Annotated in this window: 16 protein-coding genes; 13 read left to right on the forward strand and 3 right to left on the reverse strand. The window is 45.0% G+C overall.

Features of this window, described 5'->3' with window-relative positions:
- Positions 1-133 precede the first annotated feature (133 nt).
- Positions 134-1228 carry a non-hydrolyzing UDP-N-acetylglucosamine 2-epimerase gene (gene wecB / locus EIP89_RS06670; protein WP_124397896.1) on the reverse strand — a complete coding sequence of 365 codons (1095 nt, stop codon included), beginning with the start codon at positions 1226-1228 and terminating at the stop codon, positions 134-136.
- The gene (locus tag EIP89_RS06675; RefSeq protein ID WP_124397897.1) at positions 1225-2529 is read right to left on the reverse strand and encodes a glycosyltransferase family 4 protein; all 1305 of its coding nucleotides are present in this window, start codon (positions 2527-2529) and stop codon (positions 1225-1227) included. The genes wecB and EIP89_RS06675 overlap by 4 nt, the downstream gene beginning before the upstream one ends.
- 253 nt (positions 2530-2782) lie before the next feature.
- Between EIP89_RS06675 and asnB the strand changes: the two genes are divergently transcribed.
- Positions 2783-4603: an asparagine synthase (glutamine-hydrolyzing) gene (gene asnB / locus EIP89_RS06680; RefSeq protein ID WP_124397898.1), complete on the forward strand. Its 1821-nt coding sequence runs from the start codon at positions 2783-2785 to the stop codon at positions 4601-4603.
- Positions 4604-4704: 101 nt separating this feature from the next.
- Positions 4705-5781 (forward strand): dual-specificity RNA methyltransferase RlmN, encoded by a 1077-nt coding sequence (gene rlmN, locus EIP89_RS06685; protein ID WP_124397899.1) that lies wholly within the window; start codon positions 4705-4707, stop codon positions 5779-5781.
- A gap of 63 nt (positions 5782-5844) precedes the next feature.
- Here rlmN and EIP89_RS06690 read toward each other — a convergent pair whose 3' ends face one another.
- On the reverse strand, positions 5845-6558 hold the full coding sequence (locus tag EIP89_RS06690; protein ID WP_124397900.1) for an energy transducer TonB: 714 nt from the start codon (positions 6556-6558) through the stop codon (positions 5845-5847).
- A 68-nt stretch (positions 6559-6626) separates the two neighbouring features.
- Between EIP89_RS06690 and EIP89_RS06695 the strand changes: the two genes are divergently transcribed.
- From EIP89_RS06695 to pyk, 11 genes are all read left to right on the forward strand, one after another.
- Positions 6627-7268, forward strand: coding sequence for a hypothetical protein (locus EIP89_RS06695; RefSeq protein WP_124397901.1), 642 nt, complete (start codon positions 6627-6629; stop codon positions 7266-7268).
- Positions 7269-7506: 238 nt separating this feature from the next.
- Positions 7507-9924 carry a TonB-dependent receptor gene (locus EIP89_RS06700; protein ID WP_124397902.1) on the forward strand — a complete coding sequence of 806 codons (2418 nt, stop codon included), beginning with the start codon at positions 7507-7509 and terminating at the stop codon, positions 9922-9924.
- A 531-nt stretch (positions 9925-10455) separates the two neighbouring features.
- Entirely contained in the window at positions 10456-11172 is a 717-nt protein-coding gene (recO, locus tag EIP89_RS06705; RefSeq protein ID WP_124397903.1) for a DNA repair protein RecO, read from the forward strand.
- Between the two features lie 3 nt (positions 11173-11175).
- On the forward strand, positions 11176-12102 hold the full coding sequence (locus tag EIP89_RS06710) for a CPBP family intramembrane glutamic endopeptidase (protein WP_124397904.1): 927 nt from the start codon (positions 11176-11178) through the stop codon (positions 12100-12102).
- Positions 12099-13457 carry a saccharopine dehydrogenase family protein gene (locus tag EIP89_RS06715; RefSeq protein WP_124397905.1) on the forward strand — a complete coding sequence of 453 codons (1359 nt, stop codon included), beginning with the start codon at positions 12099-12101 and terminating at the stop codon, positions 13455-13457. The genes EIP89_RS06710 and EIP89_RS06715 overlap by 4 nt, the downstream gene beginning before the upstream one ends.
- A 4-nt stretch (positions 13458-13461) precedes the next feature.
- The gene (locus EIP89_RS06720; protein ID WP_124397906.1) at positions 13462-14676 is read left to right on the forward strand and encodes an aspartate aminotransferase family protein; all 1215 of its coding nucleotides are present in this window, start codon (positions 13462-13464) and stop codon (positions 14674-14676) included.
- Between the two features lie 104 nt (positions 14677-14780).
- Entirely contained in the window at positions 14781-15020 is a 240-nt protein-coding gene (locus EIP89_RS06725; RefSeq protein WP_124397907.1) for an acyl carrier protein, read from the forward strand.
- A gap of 34 nt (positions 15021-15054) precedes the next feature.
- Positions 15055-16311, forward strand: a complete 1257-nt coding sequence (gene fabF, locus EIP89_RS06730) for a beta-ketoacyl-ACP synthase II (protein ID WP_124397908.1) — start codon at positions 15055-15057, stop codon at positions 16309-16311.
- Between the two features lie 74 nt (positions 16312-16385).
- Positions 16386-17042: a ribonuclease III gene (gene rnc / locus EIP89_RS06735; RefSeq protein ID WP_160160549.1), complete on the forward strand. Its 657-nt coding sequence runs from the start codon at positions 16386-16388 to the stop codon at positions 17040-17042.
- Positions 17039-17518, forward strand: a complete 480-nt coding sequence (locus tag EIP89_RS06740) for an IPExxxVDY family protein (RefSeq protein ID WP_124397910.1) — start codon at positions 17039-17041, stop codon at positions 17516-17518. Before rnc ends, EIP89_RS06740 begins: the two co-directional genes overlap by 4 nt.
- A gap of 59 nt (positions 17519-17577) precedes the next feature.
- On the forward strand, positions 17578-18999 hold the full coding sequence (gene pyk, locus EIP89_RS06745) for a pyruvate kinase (protein WP_124397911.1): 1422 nt from the start codon (positions 17578-17580) through the stop codon (positions 18997-18999).
- Positions 19000-19035 lie beyond the last annotated feature (36 nt).

Consider the following 19035-nt stretch of genomic DNA (forward strand, 5'->3'; position numbering starts at 1 on the left):
TAGGAGTCCTATGCCCATATTCAGAACAGGACAAGGATCATTGACATAATCAGAATTATTTTCTTAAAAAATTTTATTCATCTGAATATCAATGATCAAGATACTTAATCAGCACAATGACTTTACAGGGTTTTTAATCTTTTAGGAGAAACTCCTGAATCGCAGATGCGATTTTTTCGGAAGCGTCTCCCTGGCCATAGAGATTTTTGCTAAAGTCAGGCTGGTTCGACATGCTTTTTTCAAAGGCATGTAGGATGTGCTGGGGCTGCCAACCGGCCAGTGTATTGTAGCCACCTTCCACCAGTTCGACCCACTCTGTCTCTTCACGTAGGGTGATACAGGGCTTTTTAAAGAAGAAAGCTTCTTTCTGCAGACCACCGCTGTCGGTGAGCACAATGCTGCAGTTGTGGAGCAGCATGAGCATGTCGAAGTATCCGACGGGCTCGATGATGTGAAAATCGACTGTTAAGTTTTGGTTTTCCAGCGTTTTCCGGGTGCGCGGGTGCAGGGGTACCACTACCGGTTTTTGCTTGTGAAGTTGATTCAGCCCTTCGACGATGCCTTTTAAGCGCTCTGGATTATCCGTGTTTTCCTGTCGATGAAGGGTGGCAAGAGCAAATTTTCCAGGTTCGAGACGGAGTTTTTGAAGAATGGTTGAATGATGTTTGGCTTTTTGGAAGTAGTAAAGGGCAGCGTCGTACATCACATCACCGGTCCGCACGATTTTAATCGGGAAGTGTTCAAAGCCTTCGTTTTTAAGGTTTTGCACAGCTGCATCGGTCGGGCAAAAGAGTAGTGAAGACACCCGATCGGTGAGGACACGATTCACTTCTTCGGGCATGCGCATGTTGAAGGAGCGAAGACCTGCCTCTACATGAATCACTGGTACATGCTGTTTCACAGCCGCCAGCGCGCCAGCCAGCGTAGAATTGGTATCGCCGAAGACCATCACTGCTGACGGTTTTTCAGAAAATAGAATGTTTTCAATTCCTTCGATCATGCGACCGGTCATAGCACCGTGGGTCAACGAATGAATTTCGAGTCTGTGAGCCGGCATAGGTATATCCATCTCGCGAAAGAAAACTTCCGACATCTTCTCATCGAAGTGCTGGCCAGTATGCACTATAATTTCTTCCAAATCGGTTCTTAGCAATGCCCGGCTCACGGCTGCAGCTTTAATAAATTGAGGTCTAGCCCCTAAAACGGTTAGGATCTTGTGATTTTTCATGAAAGATTTTTAATGATTTCTGATATTTCTTTTGCGATATATCCACGCGAATATTTATAGATGGATTCGGTTTGTACTAAAACGCCACCTTTTTGGTATTGGTTGTAAAGGTCTGATAATACAGCTATGGCCTTCTCTGAATTATCAAAACCAACGGTTCTTCCGGCTTTGGTTTCTTCGAGCACACGGCTCATGTCGCCATCTTCCGGACCAATGCCCAGGATGTATTTGCCTGCTGCGAGATATTCGAAGAGTTTGCCGGTCATGATGCCGGCGGCATTGGGCGTGTTGTTTACAATGAGTAGATTTATTTGGGAGGATTTTTGGAATTTTATTGCCTCTTTTCTCGGAACAAAAGGAATCCATTCTAGCTGTTTTTCCAAGCCAAAATCTTTGATGCTTTCAAGAATTACTGCATCTACTTTTCCGACAAGACGTATTACCAAATCGCTTCTAAAATGGGGTATGTTCTCACACAAGTATTTTAAACTTTTCCAAAGTACTACCGGATTGCGCGAGGGGGGTAAAGTACCTACGTGTGTGAGCACAAATTTTTGATCTGTTTTAACCTCCGTTTCTTCAAATTCTTCTGGATCAAAACCATTAGTAATTACGTGAATCGGTTTGGTCGTTTTAGCCTCAAATTCCTTTTTCATATCTGTCGAAACGACCAATACAGCATCTGCAGACCAGAGCACCTGATTTTCTAATCGACGATGTCGGGCGTCAGCCCATTTAGTAAGTTTCAGTTCGCGATAAAAGTCGATGTTGGTCCACGGGTCGCGAAAGTCTGCAATCCAATGGATACCCAGTTCTTTTTTCAATCTTAACCCAATCAAATGCATCGAGTGTGGAGGCCCGGTGGTAATTACAGCATTCACCGGATTTTTTTTGAGATACTCTGTTAAAAAACCGATGGATGGCCGTATCCAAAACATACGGGCATCCGGAATAAAAAAATTGCCTCGAATCCAAACGGAAAGTTCATTTAAAAAAGTCTTTTTTTTGTTCTGCCCGGCAAAGCCAAAACCCGTTTCTTTTTTTTTGTTTCCGGTGAATATTTGGTAAAGTGCGTAAGGTTCAAAAATGGGCTTTTTTATGATTTCAATTCCTTCGGGAATTTCCTTCAGCGTCGATGGATCTTCGTATTGAAGCTCGGGATTTGAGGGGGTGTAAACGATGGGTTCCCAGCCTAGATTTTTGAGGTGTTTTGTGAATTTCAGCCACCTTTGTACAGCTATTCCGCCGGAAGGTGGCCAGTAATAGGTGATGATTAGCAGCTTGTTGTTCGAATGTTCCAAATCCAGACCTTAGCTTGGCAAATGTAAACGGCCGAGAAGTAACTCTGTTTTCTTTTTCAGCTGGCTATGTTCAACCGATTGAACTGTCATACCATTTCATCCGATGGTTTTTGAAAATTTTGATTTGTGGAGGGATCGTTGAAATTTTTCAAAAACATTAGTGGGAAAACGTTAAATATCTTTTCGGTTTTTTAAATCAGACAATTCGATACTTCAATACAAGATATGTTTGCTTTGCCAAAAAATACTTTTAATGTGTGGTATTTCAGGTTTTGTGGATAAAGCGCTTCCCGAAGTAGAGGCAAGAACGGTGATTTTGCGAATGGTAAACAGCCAGTCGCACCGTGGCCCTGATGATCAGGGCATCGAAAGTCCGTCGTCGGGGGTATGGTTTGGCCACAATCGACTGGCCATCATCGATCTTTCACCCGATGGACATCAGCCCATGTCGCGGGGGCACCTGACCATCACCTACAACGGCGAAATCTACAACTACCTCGAAATCCGCACTGAGCTCGAAAAGGCAGGTTACCGCTTCACAAGTCATTCGGATACAGAGGTTATCCTAAGGGCGTTCGAACGTTGGGGGGCTGATTGCGTGCAGCACTTTCGGGGCATGTGGGCCTTTGCTATATGGGATGCACAAAAAAACCGGCTTTTCTGCAGCCGCGATCGCTTTGGCATCAAACCCTTTCACTACATCCACAAGGGAGAGGCTTTTTACTTCGCCAGCGAAATAAAGGCGTTGAAGCACAGCAGGCTTTATTCAGGCCGGCTCAACAGCTTTCAGCTGATGCGCGATGTGCAGTTGGGTTGGTCGGTTTATTCTAATGAAACACATTATTACGAAATAAAACAACTTAGGCCAGGTGAAAATTTGATCTTCGATGGTCATTCGGTTTTCATCTATCCATATTATTGCCTTGAATGCATTCATTTAAACTCTACAAGCCAGCAGCCGGCCGAAGAATTTAAAGCCCGGTTTTTTGATAGCATTCGCCTGCACATGCGGGCTGATGTAGAGGTAGGTAGCACTTTCAGTGGTGGGCTCGACAGTTCGGCTGTGGTCAGTGCTGTTCAACATCTTTTTTCGCCCGGGAAATTTCAGACCTTTACCGTATGGTACGACGGGGCTGACGAGCGACCCTTTGCCCAACAAGTGTGGGAGAAATTTCCGACCATTACACCGCACACCCTTCAGCCCGATCCCAATGAAATATCAGATGCTTTTGTGCGTGCCACCCGGCAGTACGACATACCGGTGTCAGGCAGTTCATACCTCTCTCAATATTTTGTGATGAAGCTTGCCCACCAGCAGGGCATCAAAGTGCTGCTTGATGGACAGGGCAGTGATGAGTATCTGATGGGTTACCACCACTCGCTCTACAGACTCTTTGCTACGTACATCCGACAGGGAAAACTTTTGACATTTATCAGAGAGCTTTTTACCTTCAGCCAAATGCAGCACTGGGGTGCACGGAAAGTGATCGACTTGTTTCTAAAGTCAATGCTCAGCACCCTCTTTACAGAACAGCAGCTGTACAGACTTGAATATCATCACTTTTATCCCAACGCCTTTGGCCGTATGCTGAAGACCAGTTTCTTTCTCAAACACATCGACGACCAGCCGCTGCGAAATTTCTCTTGGCATTTGCTGTACACGTCCATTTTGCAAACCCTTCTGCTGCACGAAGACCGCAACTCTATGGCCTTCAGCATCGAAGCTCGAGTGCCGTTTCTCGACCATCCATTGGTAGAATACACTTATTCACTGCCACCGCACTGGAAAATTCAGAAAGGCTACACCAAGTATGTCCTGCGACAAGCATTAGCCGACATCATGCCGGCGGGCATTACATGGAGAGTAGATAAAAAAGGCTTTGTGACTCCGGGTGAAATCCTTTGGCTGCGCAATCAGCTGCGATGGCTGCTCGACGAACACCTTCACTTGCCACTCATCGAGCGTATGGTCTGGGAGCGCGAGAAAGAGAAATTTTTGAAAGGCGACAACAAAAATGCCCGTTGGGTTTGGCGGGTGGCTTCATTGAATTATTGGTATAAAAATTTGAGATAACGAATCGATTTCAATTAACGGAAAATCAAATTCGCACTGATTTTCAGCATTGGAACATTGGCCATTGCAGAAGTCCTGGTCTGAGTGGGTACCTTTGCAGCATGAAAACGGATCTGCGCTCACTCAGTCACGAAAAGCTCGTACAATACATCACATCCTTGGGCGAAAAGCCTTTCAGAGCCAGGCAGATTGAGACGTGGCTCTGGCAAAAGAGCTGCACTGACTTTGAGCAAATGAGCGACCTGCCAAAAGCACTGCGCGAGCGCATAGCTGCTGACTTTCAGATTCACCCAGTGAAGGTGGACCAAATTCAGCGCAGTGCTGACGGTACTATCAAAAACGCAGTTCGATTGCGCGACGGAATGGTAGTGGAAAGCGTGCTGATTCCTACAGAGAAGCGCATTACTGCCTGTATTTCGAGTCAGGTGGGGTGCAGCCTTGATTGTCGCTTTTGTGCTACTGCCCGCCTAAAGCGCATGCGCAACCTCGATGCTCAGGAAATCTACGATCAGGTGGTGGCCATCAGAGAACAGGCTGAATACTATTACGGGCGCAAATTGACCAACATCGTCTACATGGGCATGGGTGAGCCATTGCTAAACTATGCCAACGTAATGCGCTCTATTGAAAAGATCACTTCGCCTTCGGGCCTCGGCATGTCGGCCAAGCGCATTACACTAAGTACGGTAGGCATCGCCAAAATGATCAAAACCCTGGCAGACGACAATCCCGGCGTAAAATTGGCCGTTTCCCTTCACTCAGCCATCGACGAGGTCCGTTCGCGCATCATGCCCATCAATCAGAGCAACGACCTGGCTACGCTTACAGAAGCTCTTGAATATTGGTATGCTCGTACCCGAAGCCGAATCACTTTCGAATATGTGGTTTGGAAAGGCATAAACGACCGCGATGAAGACATTCGCGCCTTGGTTAAACTGTGCAAGCGCATTCCGTCAAAGGTCAACTTGATCGAATACAACTCCATCGGTGACCCCAACTTCGAACAGGCCGATCCGGAGCGTATCGAAGCCTACAAACGCGCACTCGAAAACATCGGCGTAGTAGCCAAAATTCGCAGAAGCCGCGGAAAAGACATCGATGCCGCCTGTGGCCAGTTAGCCAATAAAAACGACGTGGCGCCTGAGATGCCCAAAAAAGAGCTTCCAAAAACTCTTTAAGCATGTTAAAATAAAAAAGCCGCTTGATGGGCGGCTTTTTTAATATGCTGGAATAATTCTTAATTATTGCAATCTCGCGTTTACAGGAATTGTGAACGACATGCGCACAGGTTTTCCTCTCTGCTTCGCAGGTTGAATTTTGGGATTCAAATTATTCAAGCTCTTTACAGCTTCGAGTGCGGCCTGGTCGAGGTTGGGATCTACCCCGCGTGCCACGGTTACATTACTCACTGAACCATCCTTGTCAATGATAAAGCTGATATAAACTTTGCCTTGAATGCCAAGCTGACGAGCTATTTCCGGATATTTAAAATTGCGGGCTATGTGCTGCTGAATTTTCAACTGGAAGCACTGTGAACGAGCCTCTTCGTCTTTTTCTTTTTCGCAACCTGGGAAAACAGGTTTATTCTCGACGATGGCGAAACTGAAGACTTCTTCCACTTCTTCTTCTACCACCTCAATGGGCTTAACTTCTTCTTTCTGAGAAGTTTCTGTGGATTCCATCACCAGCTCTTCCTTGAGCTCTACCTTGTCTTCCACTACGTTGATAATGTCTTGAGGTGGGGGTGGAGGTGGTGGTTTTTGCTCGCGTTGGGTGACGATTACCTCTTCTTCATCAAGAACGGTTTCAAGCTCACCAAGGTCGGCAATCACGCGGTCATAGGTCTTCCACTCGATGGCGATGTACACGACAATGAGCGCTATAAACAAACCTGCTAGAAAGAAGGTGCTCTTTTTATTTTCCAGATCAGCGTCGGGCGATTTTTTGAGTTCCATCGTGGGGTCGTTTATGGCGGCTAAAATAAAAAATTTTTTGTAGTAAGGTTTTGATGGATTAAAAATTAATGCTTCAGACAAGCCTCCAAGACTCAACAGAAGTAGGAAAGAACAAAATCTGCGTATTTTTGAAAGCACAAAAGATTTCCTGGCTTTTGATCAATCGGTTTTCGATACGCACTTTTTCACAAAACATTACAGTCTGGTTGGGAATCCTGGCCCTTATGTTTCCTACGTTCGGGCCAATGTCAATATATCACTTTCAGAAAAGCAAAATCCGCAAAGAAGTAAAAAACCAGATTCTGGCTTCCATATCTCTATCCGAATTGACTGTTTTTCGCTCTTCGGATATTTCGCAGCACAGAGTACACTGGATTGAAGAGAATGAATTCGTGCTTAATGGTTTTTATTACGACGTTGTGAAATGGGAGCATACCGATACAGGCAGCATAGTTTATTGCTGGCCCGACCATGAAGAGTCACACCTTGAACAGTTGCGCTCCCAAATTGCATCATCTCTCCTTAATGCCCAAAAGCACGACAAACCTTCAGAGTTTATTGGTTACCTGATGTTTATTAAGGGATTTTTTAAGGACGCTTTTGCAATGTGCCTTGTCAACTACCTATTTCAAGAGTCTTGTTTTCAGTTTATATTTGATTTGATTTCATCCTTCATAAGTCGGATGGACCATCCGCCAGAAACTCTTTGATTTCAGCAATACTATTAATGTAGTGAATCCTGGCATCGCTGCCTTGCTGTAATCGACCTACTTTGTAAAATCTACATAATGCACACGATGCCTGGAAGACTAAGACGATGTGTCAGTTCAGATGTCCTTTGATCCCTTCGAAATCTTGCCTTTAAAATTCTTGAAGGTCTGGATTTATTACGCTGAACTTAAAACAGATTCATTCGAAATTCATAACAATTTAACTACAATAGAAAAAATGAAAAAACTTGTTTATCTCATATCCCTATGGCTTGTGGGGGCTTCACTCCTTTACGGCCAGATCCTTACCATTACCGACTTGGTGACAGGTGAACCTATTGAGCGCGCTACCATCACCAGCCGAGAACCCAGACTTTTTACTTATACCAATGCGCGAGGACAAGCAGATATCTCTGATTTTCAGACAGCATCTGGTATAGAGATCCGTTCAATTGGCTATGAAACCCAATACCTTACCTATGATCAGTTGCGCAGACTTGATTTCAAACTACAGCTGCGTCAGACAAACGTTAATCTCGATCAGGTGACTGTTTCAGCTTCTCGCTACACTGAGGAAAGTCGAAATGTTCCTCAGCGCACCGTTAGTCTTACGCAAAAGGATGTGATGCTCTTGCAACCGCAAACAGCGGCTGACCTGCTTGGCCAAACGGGTGAGGTCTTCATACAAAAAAGCCAACAGGCTGGAGGAAGTCCTATGATACGGGGGTTTGCCACAAACCGACTGATGTACACTGTTGATGGAGTTCGTTTTAATACTGCCATCTTTCGCGGTGGGAATATTCAAAACGTCATAAATCTCGATCCTTTCGTTGTCGAGCAAGCAGAAGTAATCTTTGGTCCAGGCTCGATCATATACGGATCAGACGCCATCGGGGGAGTCATGACCTTCCACACCCAAAATCCCGAGCTCACGCTTACTGATAAGGTGCTTATCAATGGAAAAGCCCTAGCGCGCTATAGCTCGGCCAATCGAGAGAATACCGGGCATTTCACCCTCAATGTGGGTGGTCGCAGGTTTGCTTCGCTCACAGCTGTGAGCTTCTTTCGATTCGACGATCTGCGCATGGGCAGCCACGGACCTGAAGAGTATCTGCGTAACATTTATGCCACGCGCATCGACTCTGCTGACCGCATTCTCTACAACCCCGATCCACGTGTGCAAATCCCCAGCGGTTACGACCAGTTTAACATCTTGCAAAAGTTGCGCTTCAAGCCTTCTGCCCGCTGGGACATAAAATATGGCTTTCACTATAGCGAGACATCATCCTATTCAAGATACGATCGCCTGCATCGCTACCGCAACAATGGCCTGCCTGCAAGTGCCGAATGGAACTACGGCCCTCAAATCTGGATGATGAACCACCTCAGCGCCATACACAAAGGTCAGAACACCCTATACGATCAACTTACTCTGAGCCTAGCCACCCAGTATTTCGAAGAGAGCCGCATAGACCGCAGCTATGGGCAGAGTCGTCGTCGTACACGCATAGAGCGGGTCATGGCACATTCCTTTAATGCCGATCTACAGAGAAGTATCGGTCGCAAAGCATCGCTATACTATGGCCTAGAATACGTTTGGAATCAGGTAAACTCCACCGGCATAGATACGCGCATCAACACCGGCCTTGTAGAGCGCGCTAGCTCGCGCTATCCCAATGCCGATTGGAGTACTTACGCAGCCTACGCCAAGTACCAATACCGTACTTCTGAAAAACTCCTTATCGAGGCCGGTACGCGCTTTACCAGCTTCACTACCACGGCCGATTTTCGTCAGAATCTCGACTTTTTCCCCTTTCCTTTCGAGCAGGCTGATTTGAACTTCAGCAATCTTGTAGGCAACATAGGCCTGGCCTACACACCCGATCGCACTACTAAGATCAGCGCTGTACTAAGTACAGGCTTCCGCGCTCCAAATGTGGACGACATCGGCAAGGTCTTTGACTCCGAGCCTGGATCTGTCACCGTGCCAAACCCTGCTCTTAAAAGCGAATACGCTTACAACGGCGAGCTCTCCGTGATGAAAACCTTCGCCGATCAGCTTAAGGTAAGCCTCACAGGTTATTACACCTTCCTGCAAAATGCCCTCGTGCGTCGAAACTTCCAGCTCAACGGTCAGGATTCCATCCTTTACGACGGGCAGCTCAGTCGGGTTCAAGCCATACAAAACGCAGCTCAAGCAACGATATGGGGCCTACAGGCACTCCTTGAGTACGACTTTGGAAACGGCCTCACAGCTTCCACTCAAGCCAATTACCAAAAAGGCGAGGAAGAAATGGACGATGGAACTTTAAGCCCCTCTCGCCATGCTGCGCCCTGGTATGGCGTCACCCGCATCACTTATCGCATTAATCGACTGAATTTTCAAGTGTATGCCATGTACAGCGGGGGGTTTACCTTCGACATGCTCAATGTAGAAGAGCGCGGCAAGCCAGAGATTTATGCCCGCGACCCCCTCGGCCGCCCTTATTCACCCGGCTGGTACACCCTCAATGCTAAGGCCTATTACCAGCTCACTGATCAAGTCGGCCTCACCTTCGGCCTTGAAAACATTACCGACCAGCGCTATCGGCCTTACAGTTCAGGCATCGTTGCACCGGGTCGAAACTTCGTAATGGCCATTCGTGCGACGTTCTAATCCATTTCAATCTTTATTTCTCACCAAACCGCTCCTTCCCCAGAAGGGCGGTTTTTTTATTTTATCTAACTTTATACTGAAGCTTCTACACATACTGGGCTAATGTGTCTTTTTTACTTTCGATGGCAGATGTTTCAGGGCCGATTACTTTAACCAAATGGAAACATGGATTAATGCGGATTTTTTTGCAGATTTACGTAAATTGATTTGTTACTCTCTCTATAAGCTACAAGCAGTTTTGGAATAGACTTTCCTTATTTTTAACGACCGATGGATTAAGATAGCCTGAAGGGCAAATAATAATCATTAAATCGAGGAATCTTTCTTATGCTACCTTCAAATTTGTGCGACTTAACAATCGTGTTTAAAACTTATTTTTAAAAAACATTACAGCATACCATCTTAAGACAGGAGAGTTGATAAGTACACTTGCTCAGGTAATTAAAGTTCAGAGGTTTCTAACAATAAAGATAAAAATCGCGGGCTTACTTGCGGCCTTCCAATACATGGTTTAAAAGCCAATAATAAAGTATGTACACTAAAGTGCGTGCCATACTCCTTTCTTCGGTTGCAGCCTCAGGTGGTGCGGTAATCATTACTTCTCTGACCGATGTGTATGGAAAGATATCTCTAATTACTAAGGGAATTCACAGTAAAAAAGCCCTTGTTAAACCGGCATATTTGATGCCCTTAAATATTCTTGATCTTCAAATTGATTTTCGGCAAAATAAAGATTTGCACTACATACGCGAAGCCAAGCCTTTTTTGATACCTTCATCGTTAGAGGCTCAACCTGTAAAGCGAGCAATCTCCTTTTTTGTGGCTGAGGTACTACAGCGCAGTCTTCACGAGCATCAGCCTTTGCCAGCTGTGTTTGAATTTGTGTTGCGATGGATCGAAGCATTTGACGAGTCAGAACATTCTACAGGACTTATTGTCCACTGGCTTTTGGCTCATCTCATTAAAGTGTTAGGCATAGAACCCAATCTTTTGCCTGGGAATCATTGGCTCGATTTGGTAGAAGGGAAGTCAGTGGCCGAAGAGCCATATCACCCCCACAAGGTGAAACCCGAGTTGGCTACGCAGCTCTATTTGCTTTTCAATAAGACAAATATGTATAATCCTGACAGTGTTGGTAAGACTACAAAAGCCGAACTACTCGATGTCTTGCTGCTGTATCTTCGCCTGCACATTCCAGAATTTGGTACGCCTAAAACATTATCTGTTTTAAAAGAACTTTTTGAATAAATCATGCAACAGGAAGAATTTGATAATACTATGCCGCCGGGACGACCTTTGTGGCTTGACTTACTGACGCTTACAGCCAGCGTTTTCATGGGCATCATTGCAGGCTCCATAGTAGCCTCTATCACCATTCCATTTGTACTTCAGATACCCGTAGATCAAATCCCTGACATCTTGATGGGCAGCCTATCACATCCAAAAACGGGAGCTGTACTGCGCTACATACAGTTTTGGACGTCAGGGTTGGGATTTTTGGGTGGTGGTTGGTTTTTTCTGGCTAAAGTGGTGCGGTCGATCCATCAAATAGGTTTAGATGTGAAATCGCTGCCTAAACCGCTTTGGTTATCGCTTGCTTTGGGGTCGATGGTCATGTTGCTACCAGCTACTGAGTGGCTGCAGTGGCTCAATAATCAAATTGTGTTTCCTGAAGCACTTTCGGCCGTTGAGGCCAATCTGCGCTTTTTACAGAAGACAAATATGGATCAAATTAAGCTCATGATTGAGCCAAATAATCCCGATGTATGGCCGTACACACTGATTACAATAGCCATTCTGCCGGCTGTAGGTGAAGAGTTGGTGTTCAGGGGAGCCTTGCAAAACTTAATGATTCGTAAGTTTGGTGTAAAACCAGGTATCGTACTAACTGCATTAACTTTTACCCTGATACACAGGCAGTTTTACAACATTCTGCCTATGTTAGCACTTTCGCTTTTGCTAGGGTATGTGTATTACCTCACCGGTTCACTGCTTACCACCATTGCCATGCATTTGATCAACAATGCCTTGTCTCTCTTTATGGTCTATTACTTCGGTTGGACAGATGAAGTTACCACACCGGAATTTTCTTTGCCCATCTCCCTACTAACGGCAGCATTAGGTATTTACATGCTATTTCTGTTGCAAAAACTCATTGATTCTGAACACGTCGAATGAAAAAAATTCTCATTATCGGAGCAGGTCGATCTACCTTGAGCCTGATCAATTACATGCTTCAGTTGGCCGAAGCACGAGACTGGATGTTAGTAGTGGCTGATAAAGACTTGCATCTGGTAACCGAAAAGATTGCTGGCAATCCGCGTGCTCGAGCTCTGAAAATGGACGTAACTGACGAAATCAGTCGGGTTCGTGCCATTGCAGAGGCTGATTTGGTGATCAGCATGCTGCCTGCTGACATGCACGTGCCAGTGGCTATCGACTGTGTGGCCCTTCGAAAGCATCTGGTAACGGCTTCTTATGTGTCAGAAGGCATGCAAAAACTGCACGAAAGGGCAGTGGAGGCTGATGTGATTCTGATGAATGAAGTTGGCGTAGATCCCGGTATTGACCACATCAGTGCCAAAAAAGTGATCGATGATATAGTTGATAAGGGCGGAAAAATGCTGATATTCGAGAGCTTTACCGGTGGGCTGCCTGCACCTGAGAGCGACGACAACCCATGGCACTATAAATTCTCTTGGAATCCGCGTAATGTGGTACTTGCTGGCTCTGGTGGGGCGGTTAAGTTCATTCAAGAGGGACAGTACAAGTACATTCCGTACCACATGGTCTTTCGACGTACAGAATTCATTGATATTGAGGGGTATGGCCGTTTTGAAGGGTATGCTAATCGCGATAGCCTGCGCTACAGATCTGTGTATGGATTGCACGACATCCCTACCATATACAGAGGCACCCTTCGCCGGCCAGGTTTCTGCCGGGCATGGGACATTTTTGTAAAACTCGGCATGACCGACGACAGTTACGAAATGGAAAATGCTCACAAGCTCACCAAAAGGCAGTTTTTCAATTCCTTCTTGGCATACCATCCGACTGACTCGGTCGAACTTAAGCTCATGCACTACATGGACATCCCTCAGGATCAGAGCGATCTATTGGAAAAATTTTCTTTTCTCGGACTTTTCGACGAGGAACCTTTGCCTCTGGAGTCAGTAAGTAAACCTACCCCTGCCCGCATCCTTCAGGCCATTTTAGAAGAAAAATGGCAAATGAAACCCGGCGATCGAGACATGATTGTGATGTGGCATAAATTCGGCTACGAGCTCGACGGTCAAAAGAAGATGTGTACTTCGCATATGATCTTCAAAGGAGTTGATCATCGCAACACAGCCATGGCTCATACTGTGGGCATACCGGTAGCCATCGCAGCGCGATTGATCTTAGAAGGTAAAATCACCAGCAGAGGGGTACAGATCCCTATTACGCCAGAGATCTACTTACCTATGCTCGAAGAGCTTAAACAGTATGGGGTACACTTTGTAGAGAAAGAAATCCCCTATAAAAATTATTGATCTCATGTCAGATACCCGGTCAGCTGCAAGTGTTAAAAGCCTGTTTTTCAAACACCTGGGTCAAACAACACAATTCCCGGTTGCTTTACACATTGCTAAGGCTGAGGGTCACTACTTAATTGATTCTGAAGGAAAAAAATATCTTGATCTGATCAGTGGTATATCCGTCAGCAATATAGGTCATTGTCATCCTCGTGTAGTAGAGGCCGTTCAAAAGCAAGTAGAAACCTACATGCACACGATGGTTTATGGCGAGTACATACAAAATCCGCAAGTAGAGCTCGCACATGCCCTGCACCAGGCCACTAATCCTAGCCTCGAGATGGCCTATTTGGTGAATTCAGGGGCCGAAGCCATCGAAGGTACCATGAAATTGGCTAAGCGCTACACTGGCCGACCCGAGATCATATATTGCCGCCATTCGTACCACGGTAGCACCCAAGGAGCCTTAAGTGTAATGGGTGGAGAAGAGTTTAAACAAGCTTTTCGGCCCCTCATTCCAGGGTGTAGAATGATTGAATTCAACAATTTTGACGATTTAAAACATATAACAAAAAAAACAGCGGCTGTCATTACCGAAGTAGTACAAAGTGAGTCGGGGTATGTACCTGCTGATGTCGCTTGGCTTACAGAGATCAGAAAACGCTGTGACCAAACAGGCGCTTTGCTTGTTTTAGATGAGATTCAGACAGGTTTTGGCCGTACGGGAGCACTTTTTGGCTTTCAAAAGGTTGGAATAGTTCCCGATATTCTGGTGCTAGCTAAAGGCATGGGAGGTGGAATGCCCATTGGTGCTTTTATGGCACCTCGTAAGCTGATGATGTCGCTCACAGAGAATCCCATTTTAGGTCATATCACTACATTTGGAGGTCATCCAGTATCAGCAGCTGCAGCCTTAGCCACCTTACAGGTCGTAACTGAAAATCGCTTATGGGAAAATGCTTTCCACATCGAAAAGACCTTTCGCTCGCTGCTTCGACATCCGATGATTCACAACATATCAGGAGTCGGAGCCATGATGGCAATTGAACTAAGTGATTTTGATACAGTTTTAAAGGTCATTGGAATTTGTATGAAAAATGGGCTGCTGATCGATTGGTTTTTGTTTAACAACCGTAGTTTAAGGGTCTCACCCCCCCTTACACTAACGGACAATGAAATGAAGCGCGCAGCGGAAATACTGCTACATGCCCTTGATACTGTGCAGACTGCCTTATGACAGAGGATAACTGCAACATTTAAAACACCTTAAGATTCAAAATTTTGTCCAATCAAAGCATTGTTTATTTATTTGCACCCGCTAATCACTAAATCACAGATACAATGTCAGACATCGCTTCACGTGTTAAGGCCATCATTGTGGACAAACTGGGCGTAGATGAAAACGAAGTAACCATGGAAGCCAGCTTTACCAACGACCTTGGTGCTGACTCATTGGATACTGTAGAACTCATCATGGAATTTGAAAAAGAATTCGACATTCAGATTCCGGACGACCAGGCTGAAAACATCTCAACTGTAGGCCAAGCCATTGAATACATTGAGAAGGCTGTAAAATCCTAAAATTTTACTTTAACACTCTAACTTTTCTGTATTTATGACACAGGCAAGGCGTGTAGTAATTACCGGTGTTGGTGCCATTACCCCTATTGGCAATACTGCCCAGGAATATCTGGAAGGATTGAAAAACGGGAAAAGTGGCGCAGCGATGATTACATCGTTCGATACCGAAAAATTCAAAACACGTTTTGCCTGTGAAGTAAAAAACTTCGATGTAAATCAGTTTATCGATCGCAAAGAAGCTCGTCGGATGGATCGATTTACACACTTTGCCCTAGTGTGTGCCGATGAGGCTATGAAAGACGCCGGACTCGACAAAGAGGGAAGTGTAGATCCAGACAGAGCTGGTGTTATTTGGGGTTCTGGAATTGGCGGTCTAGACACTTTTTTAAAAGAATCACTTGATTACGCCAAGGGCGATGGCACGCCCCGTTTTAATCCGTTTTTCATCCCAAAGATGATAGCGGATATTGCTCCGGGTCACATTTCCATCAAATACGGTTTCAGAGGGCCAAATTTTTCTACCGTTTCGGCTTGTGCCTCTTCAACCAATGCTCTTATCGATGCCTATATTATGATTAAACTCGGCAAAGCCGATGTAATCATCAGTGGAGGTTCTGAAGCAGCCATCACTGAGGCAGGCATAGGAGGTTTTAACGCCATGCAAGCCCTCTCTACTCGAAACGATTCGCCCGAAACAGCCTCTCGTCCCTTTGATAAGGATAGAGATGGATTTGTAATGGGTGAGGGCGGTGCGTGCCTCATACTCGAAGAGCTGGAGCATGCCCTTGCGAGAGGTGCTAAAATTTACGCCGAAGTGGCTGGTTTTGGCCTTTCAGCCGATGCACATCACATTACTGCCCCACATCCCGATGGTCTCGGAGCAGCCAACGTGATGCGCTACGCCATTCAAGAAGCCGGTTTGAGGCTAGAAGACATCGATTATATCAACGTACACGGCACATCCACTCCATTGGGCGACATTGCCGAAGTTAAGGCCATCCAAAAAGTTTTTGGTGAGCACGTTTACAAGCTCAACATTAGCTCTACCAAGTCGATGACGGGTCACCTATTAGGAGGTGCAGGAGCTGTAGAAGCATTAGCCACAGTGTTTGCCATCTATCACGACTTCATTCCGCCAACCATCAATCACTTCACCGACGATCCGGAACTTGATCCGAACATCAATTTTACTTTCAACAAGGCTCAGCATCGCACAGTAAATGCAGCCATCAGCAATACTTTCGGATTCGGTGGACACAACGCAAGCATACTTCTGAAAAAGTATCGATAATGACTTTAAAAAACTGGATTTCAAAACTTTCCAGTTTTTCCCTTTCAGCAGATGAAAAAAGGTTTCGAAAATCGTTGAAAAAAATTATCGGTTTTTCACCTAAAAACATCAAACATTACAAAATCGCTCTACATCACAGAAGTTTTATACAAGCAAACAAATTTGTAGAAGACTACGAAAGGCTTGAATTTCTGGGCGATGCTATTTTAGGAGCTGTAGTGGCGGGTTATCTTTACTCCTCCTTTCCTAAACAAAAAGAAGGATTCCTCTCTGAGGTGCGTTCGAAAATTGTGAATCGCACTCAGTTGCACTCCATTTCTCAAAAACTAGGGATCCCACAACTGATCAAACACAGAAAAGACAGTGCAAACCTGCCTAAATCCTTTTACGGAGATGTACTTGAAGCCCTAATTGGAGCGATTTATCTCGACAGGGGGTATAAAAAAGCTGAAAAATTTATCTTAAAAAAAATCATTCAGCCTCATGTACAGCTCGATGAAGTGGTGAATCGCATCAATAGCCATAAGGCTTTCTTACACGAATGGGCACAAAAAAATAAAAAAACATTACAATTTCGTGTGATTGACTCATGGGGAAGCAGTCACAACATCGTTTTCGAAATCGGATGTTTTATTAATGATCAGTTGATCAGCTCTGCCACCGGTTACACCAAAAAAGCGGCTGAAGAGGAAGCTTCTAAACAAGCAATCGAAATTCTTAAACTGGCGTGAAGAAACACATCCTTACTCTTGACGAGACTCAGCGAAGTTTTCAGTGTTTTGCCATCCAAACGCAATTGTCAGACTATGAATTGGCCTTTTGTATTAATTCTGCATTAAATATAGGATTAGAGCGCATCACCGATCACAAACTAAGCAAAGAAACAGAGGAATTCAATTTTTCTGCTTTTATGTATGACGATGAGATGCGATTGACTATTTGGTCATTGATCAGCAATGTTTCACATCCGTCCATGCGCCAAATAAAACAAAATTTCCAAAATGTTCTTTTCGATGAACTCGAAACAAGCTTGCGCATATATCTGGTTCCCGATTTCAAAGGCATTGATTACTGGCTTATGATTGACTGCGAAGACGTTGACCTATTAGAAGAAATCAAACTACTTCGCAATCAACATGGAATTTCCTCCATCATGAAGGTAGATATTCATAGCTTTAAACATTGGTCTAATTTGTTGCTCTATTAAGAGCTACCTTTGGGCATCAACTACCTATGCGTACACTATACACTTAGCAATATTCTCCTATGCATTACAACAAAACCAAAATAGTAGCTACCCTCGGGCCGGCCTCAGCCAACATCGAAACCATGTACGAAATGGTAAAAGCCGGCGTAAGTGTTTTTAGAATCAACTGTTCACACGGCAAAGCGGAAGACACCCGAAATTACATTCGCCTGGTAAAAGAACTGAACGAGCGCTACCACCTCAATGTTGCTTCACTAGCCGATCTACAAGGGCCTAAGCTGCGCATCGGTGAAGTAGAAGATGGAGTAGAACTTAAACCAGGCGATATTCTGACCTTCACCAATCACTACTGCGTAGGCAATGCACAGCGCGTGTACATGACCTACAAGCAATTTCCGCAAGATGTAAAAGTGGGTGAAAAAGTATTGCTCGACGACGGAAAGCTTATTCTTGAAGTTATTAGCACGAATAGCATAGATGAAGTACAAGCCCGCGTAATTCAAGGCGGTCCTTTGAAGTCAAAAAAAGGTGTAAATCTGCCAAGTACCAAAATCTCATTGCCGTGCCTTACAGACAAAGATTTGGAAGACCTCAAAGTAGCGCTCGAAGAACACGTAGACTGGATCGGGTTGTCGTTTGTGCGTAATGCAACTGATGTAATGGAATTGCGCCGAATCATCGAGCACAACAAGAGCCATGCGCGCATCGTCTCAAAAATTGAAAAACCAGAAGCTGTTGTTGACATTGACAACATCATCGATCAAACCGATGCCCTTATGGTGGCTCGAGGTGACCTCGGTGTAGAAGTGCCTATGCAAGGCGTGCCGCTCATTCAAAAATTGATTGTAAAAAAAGCCCTTGCAAAGGCCAAACCGGTAATCATCGCCACACAAATGATGGAGTCGATGATGAATAGCCTCTCTCCCACCCGTGCTGAAGTCAATGATGTGGCGAACTCAGTGCTCGATGGAGCCGATGCCGTAATGCTGAGTGGTGAAACGTCAGTGGGCAAATATCCTGTTCAGGTAGTGCAGGCTATGTCAAAAATCATCAAGCACGTAGAAGATTCAACTCTCAGACCTCAACTCGACGAAAACATGCCTGTGTACCACAGCCAGCGCTTTATCACAGATTCCATTTGTTACAACGCATCAAAAATCAGTAATCAAATCGGTGCTATGGGAATCCTAACCATGACGCACTCCGGATACACGGCTTACAAAATCTCTTCTCACAGACCTGATACCTATATTCTAGTTTTCACAGCCAATAAAAGCATTCTAACCCAGCTAAGCTTGGTTTGGGGTGTAAAAGCTTTTTACTACGACAAGATGACAACCACCGACGAGTCGCTGGCCGACATTGCTCAGATATGTATCGACAATGGATTGATCAACCGTGGTGACTTCATCATTCAAATCGCCAGCATGCCTATCTATGAGAAGGGTATGACGAATACTTTGAAAATTACTCAAGTCTAAATTTTCTCTATCGGATTGACGATTAGATCATTTGAA

This window comes from Thermaurantimonas aggregans, from assembly GCF_003851885.1.
In the GTDB taxonomy this organism is placed as follows: domain Bacteria; phylum Bacteroidota; class Bacteroidia; order Flavobacteriales; family Schleiferiaceae; genus Thermaurantimonas; species Thermaurantimonas aggregans.

Coding starts and splice junctions, on each gene's coding strand:
- EIP89_RS06695 (WP_124397901.1), top strand. CDS start 6,627: ATGCTTCAGACAAGCCTCCAAGACTCAACAGAAGTAGGAAAGAACAAA.
- EIP89_RS06725 (WP_124397907.1), top strand. CDS start 14,781: ATGTCAGACATCGCTTCACGTGTTAAGGCCATCATTGTGGACAAACTG.
- rlmN (WP_124397899.1), top strand. CDS start 4,705: ATGAAAACGGATCTGCGCTCACTCAGTCACGAAAAGCTCGTACAATAC.
- recO (WP_124397903.1), top strand. CDS start 10,456: ATGTACACTAAAGTGCGTGCCATACTCCTTTCTTCGGTTGCAGCCTCA.
- EIP89_RS06700 (WP_124397902.1), top strand. CDS start 7,507: ATGAAAAAACTTGTTTATCTCATATCCCTATGGCTTGTGGGGGCTTCA.
- EIP89_RS06715 (WP_124397905.1), top strand. CDS start 12,099: ATGAAAAAAATTCTCATTATCGGAGCAGGTCGATCTACCTTGAGCCTG.
- fabF (WP_124397908.1), top strand. CDS start 15,055: ATGACACAGGCAAGGCGTGTAGTAATTACCGGTGTTGGTGCCATTACC.
- wecB (WP_124397896.1), bottom strand. CDS start 1,228: ATGAAAAATCACAAGATCCTAACCGTTTTAGGGGCTAGACCTCAATTT.
- pyk (WP_124397911.1), top strand. CDS start 17,578: ATGCATTACAACAAAACCAAAATAGTAGCTACCCTCGGGCCGGCCTCA.
- asnB (WP_124397898.1), top strand. CDS start 2,783: ATGTGTGGTATTTCAGGTTTTGTGGATAAAGCGCTTCCCGAAGTAGAG.
- EIP89_RS06720 (WP_124397906.1), top strand. CDS start 13,462: ATGTCAGATACCCGGTCAGCTGCAAGTGTTAAAAGCCTGTTTTTCAAA.
- EIP89_RS06690 (WP_124397900.1), bottom strand. CDS start 6,558: ATGGAACTCAAAAAATCGCCCGACGCTGATCTGGAAAATAAAAAGAGC.
- EIP89_RS06710 (WP_124397904.1), top strand. CDS start 11,176: ATGCAACAGGAAGAATTTGATAATACTATGCCGCCGGGACGACCTTTG.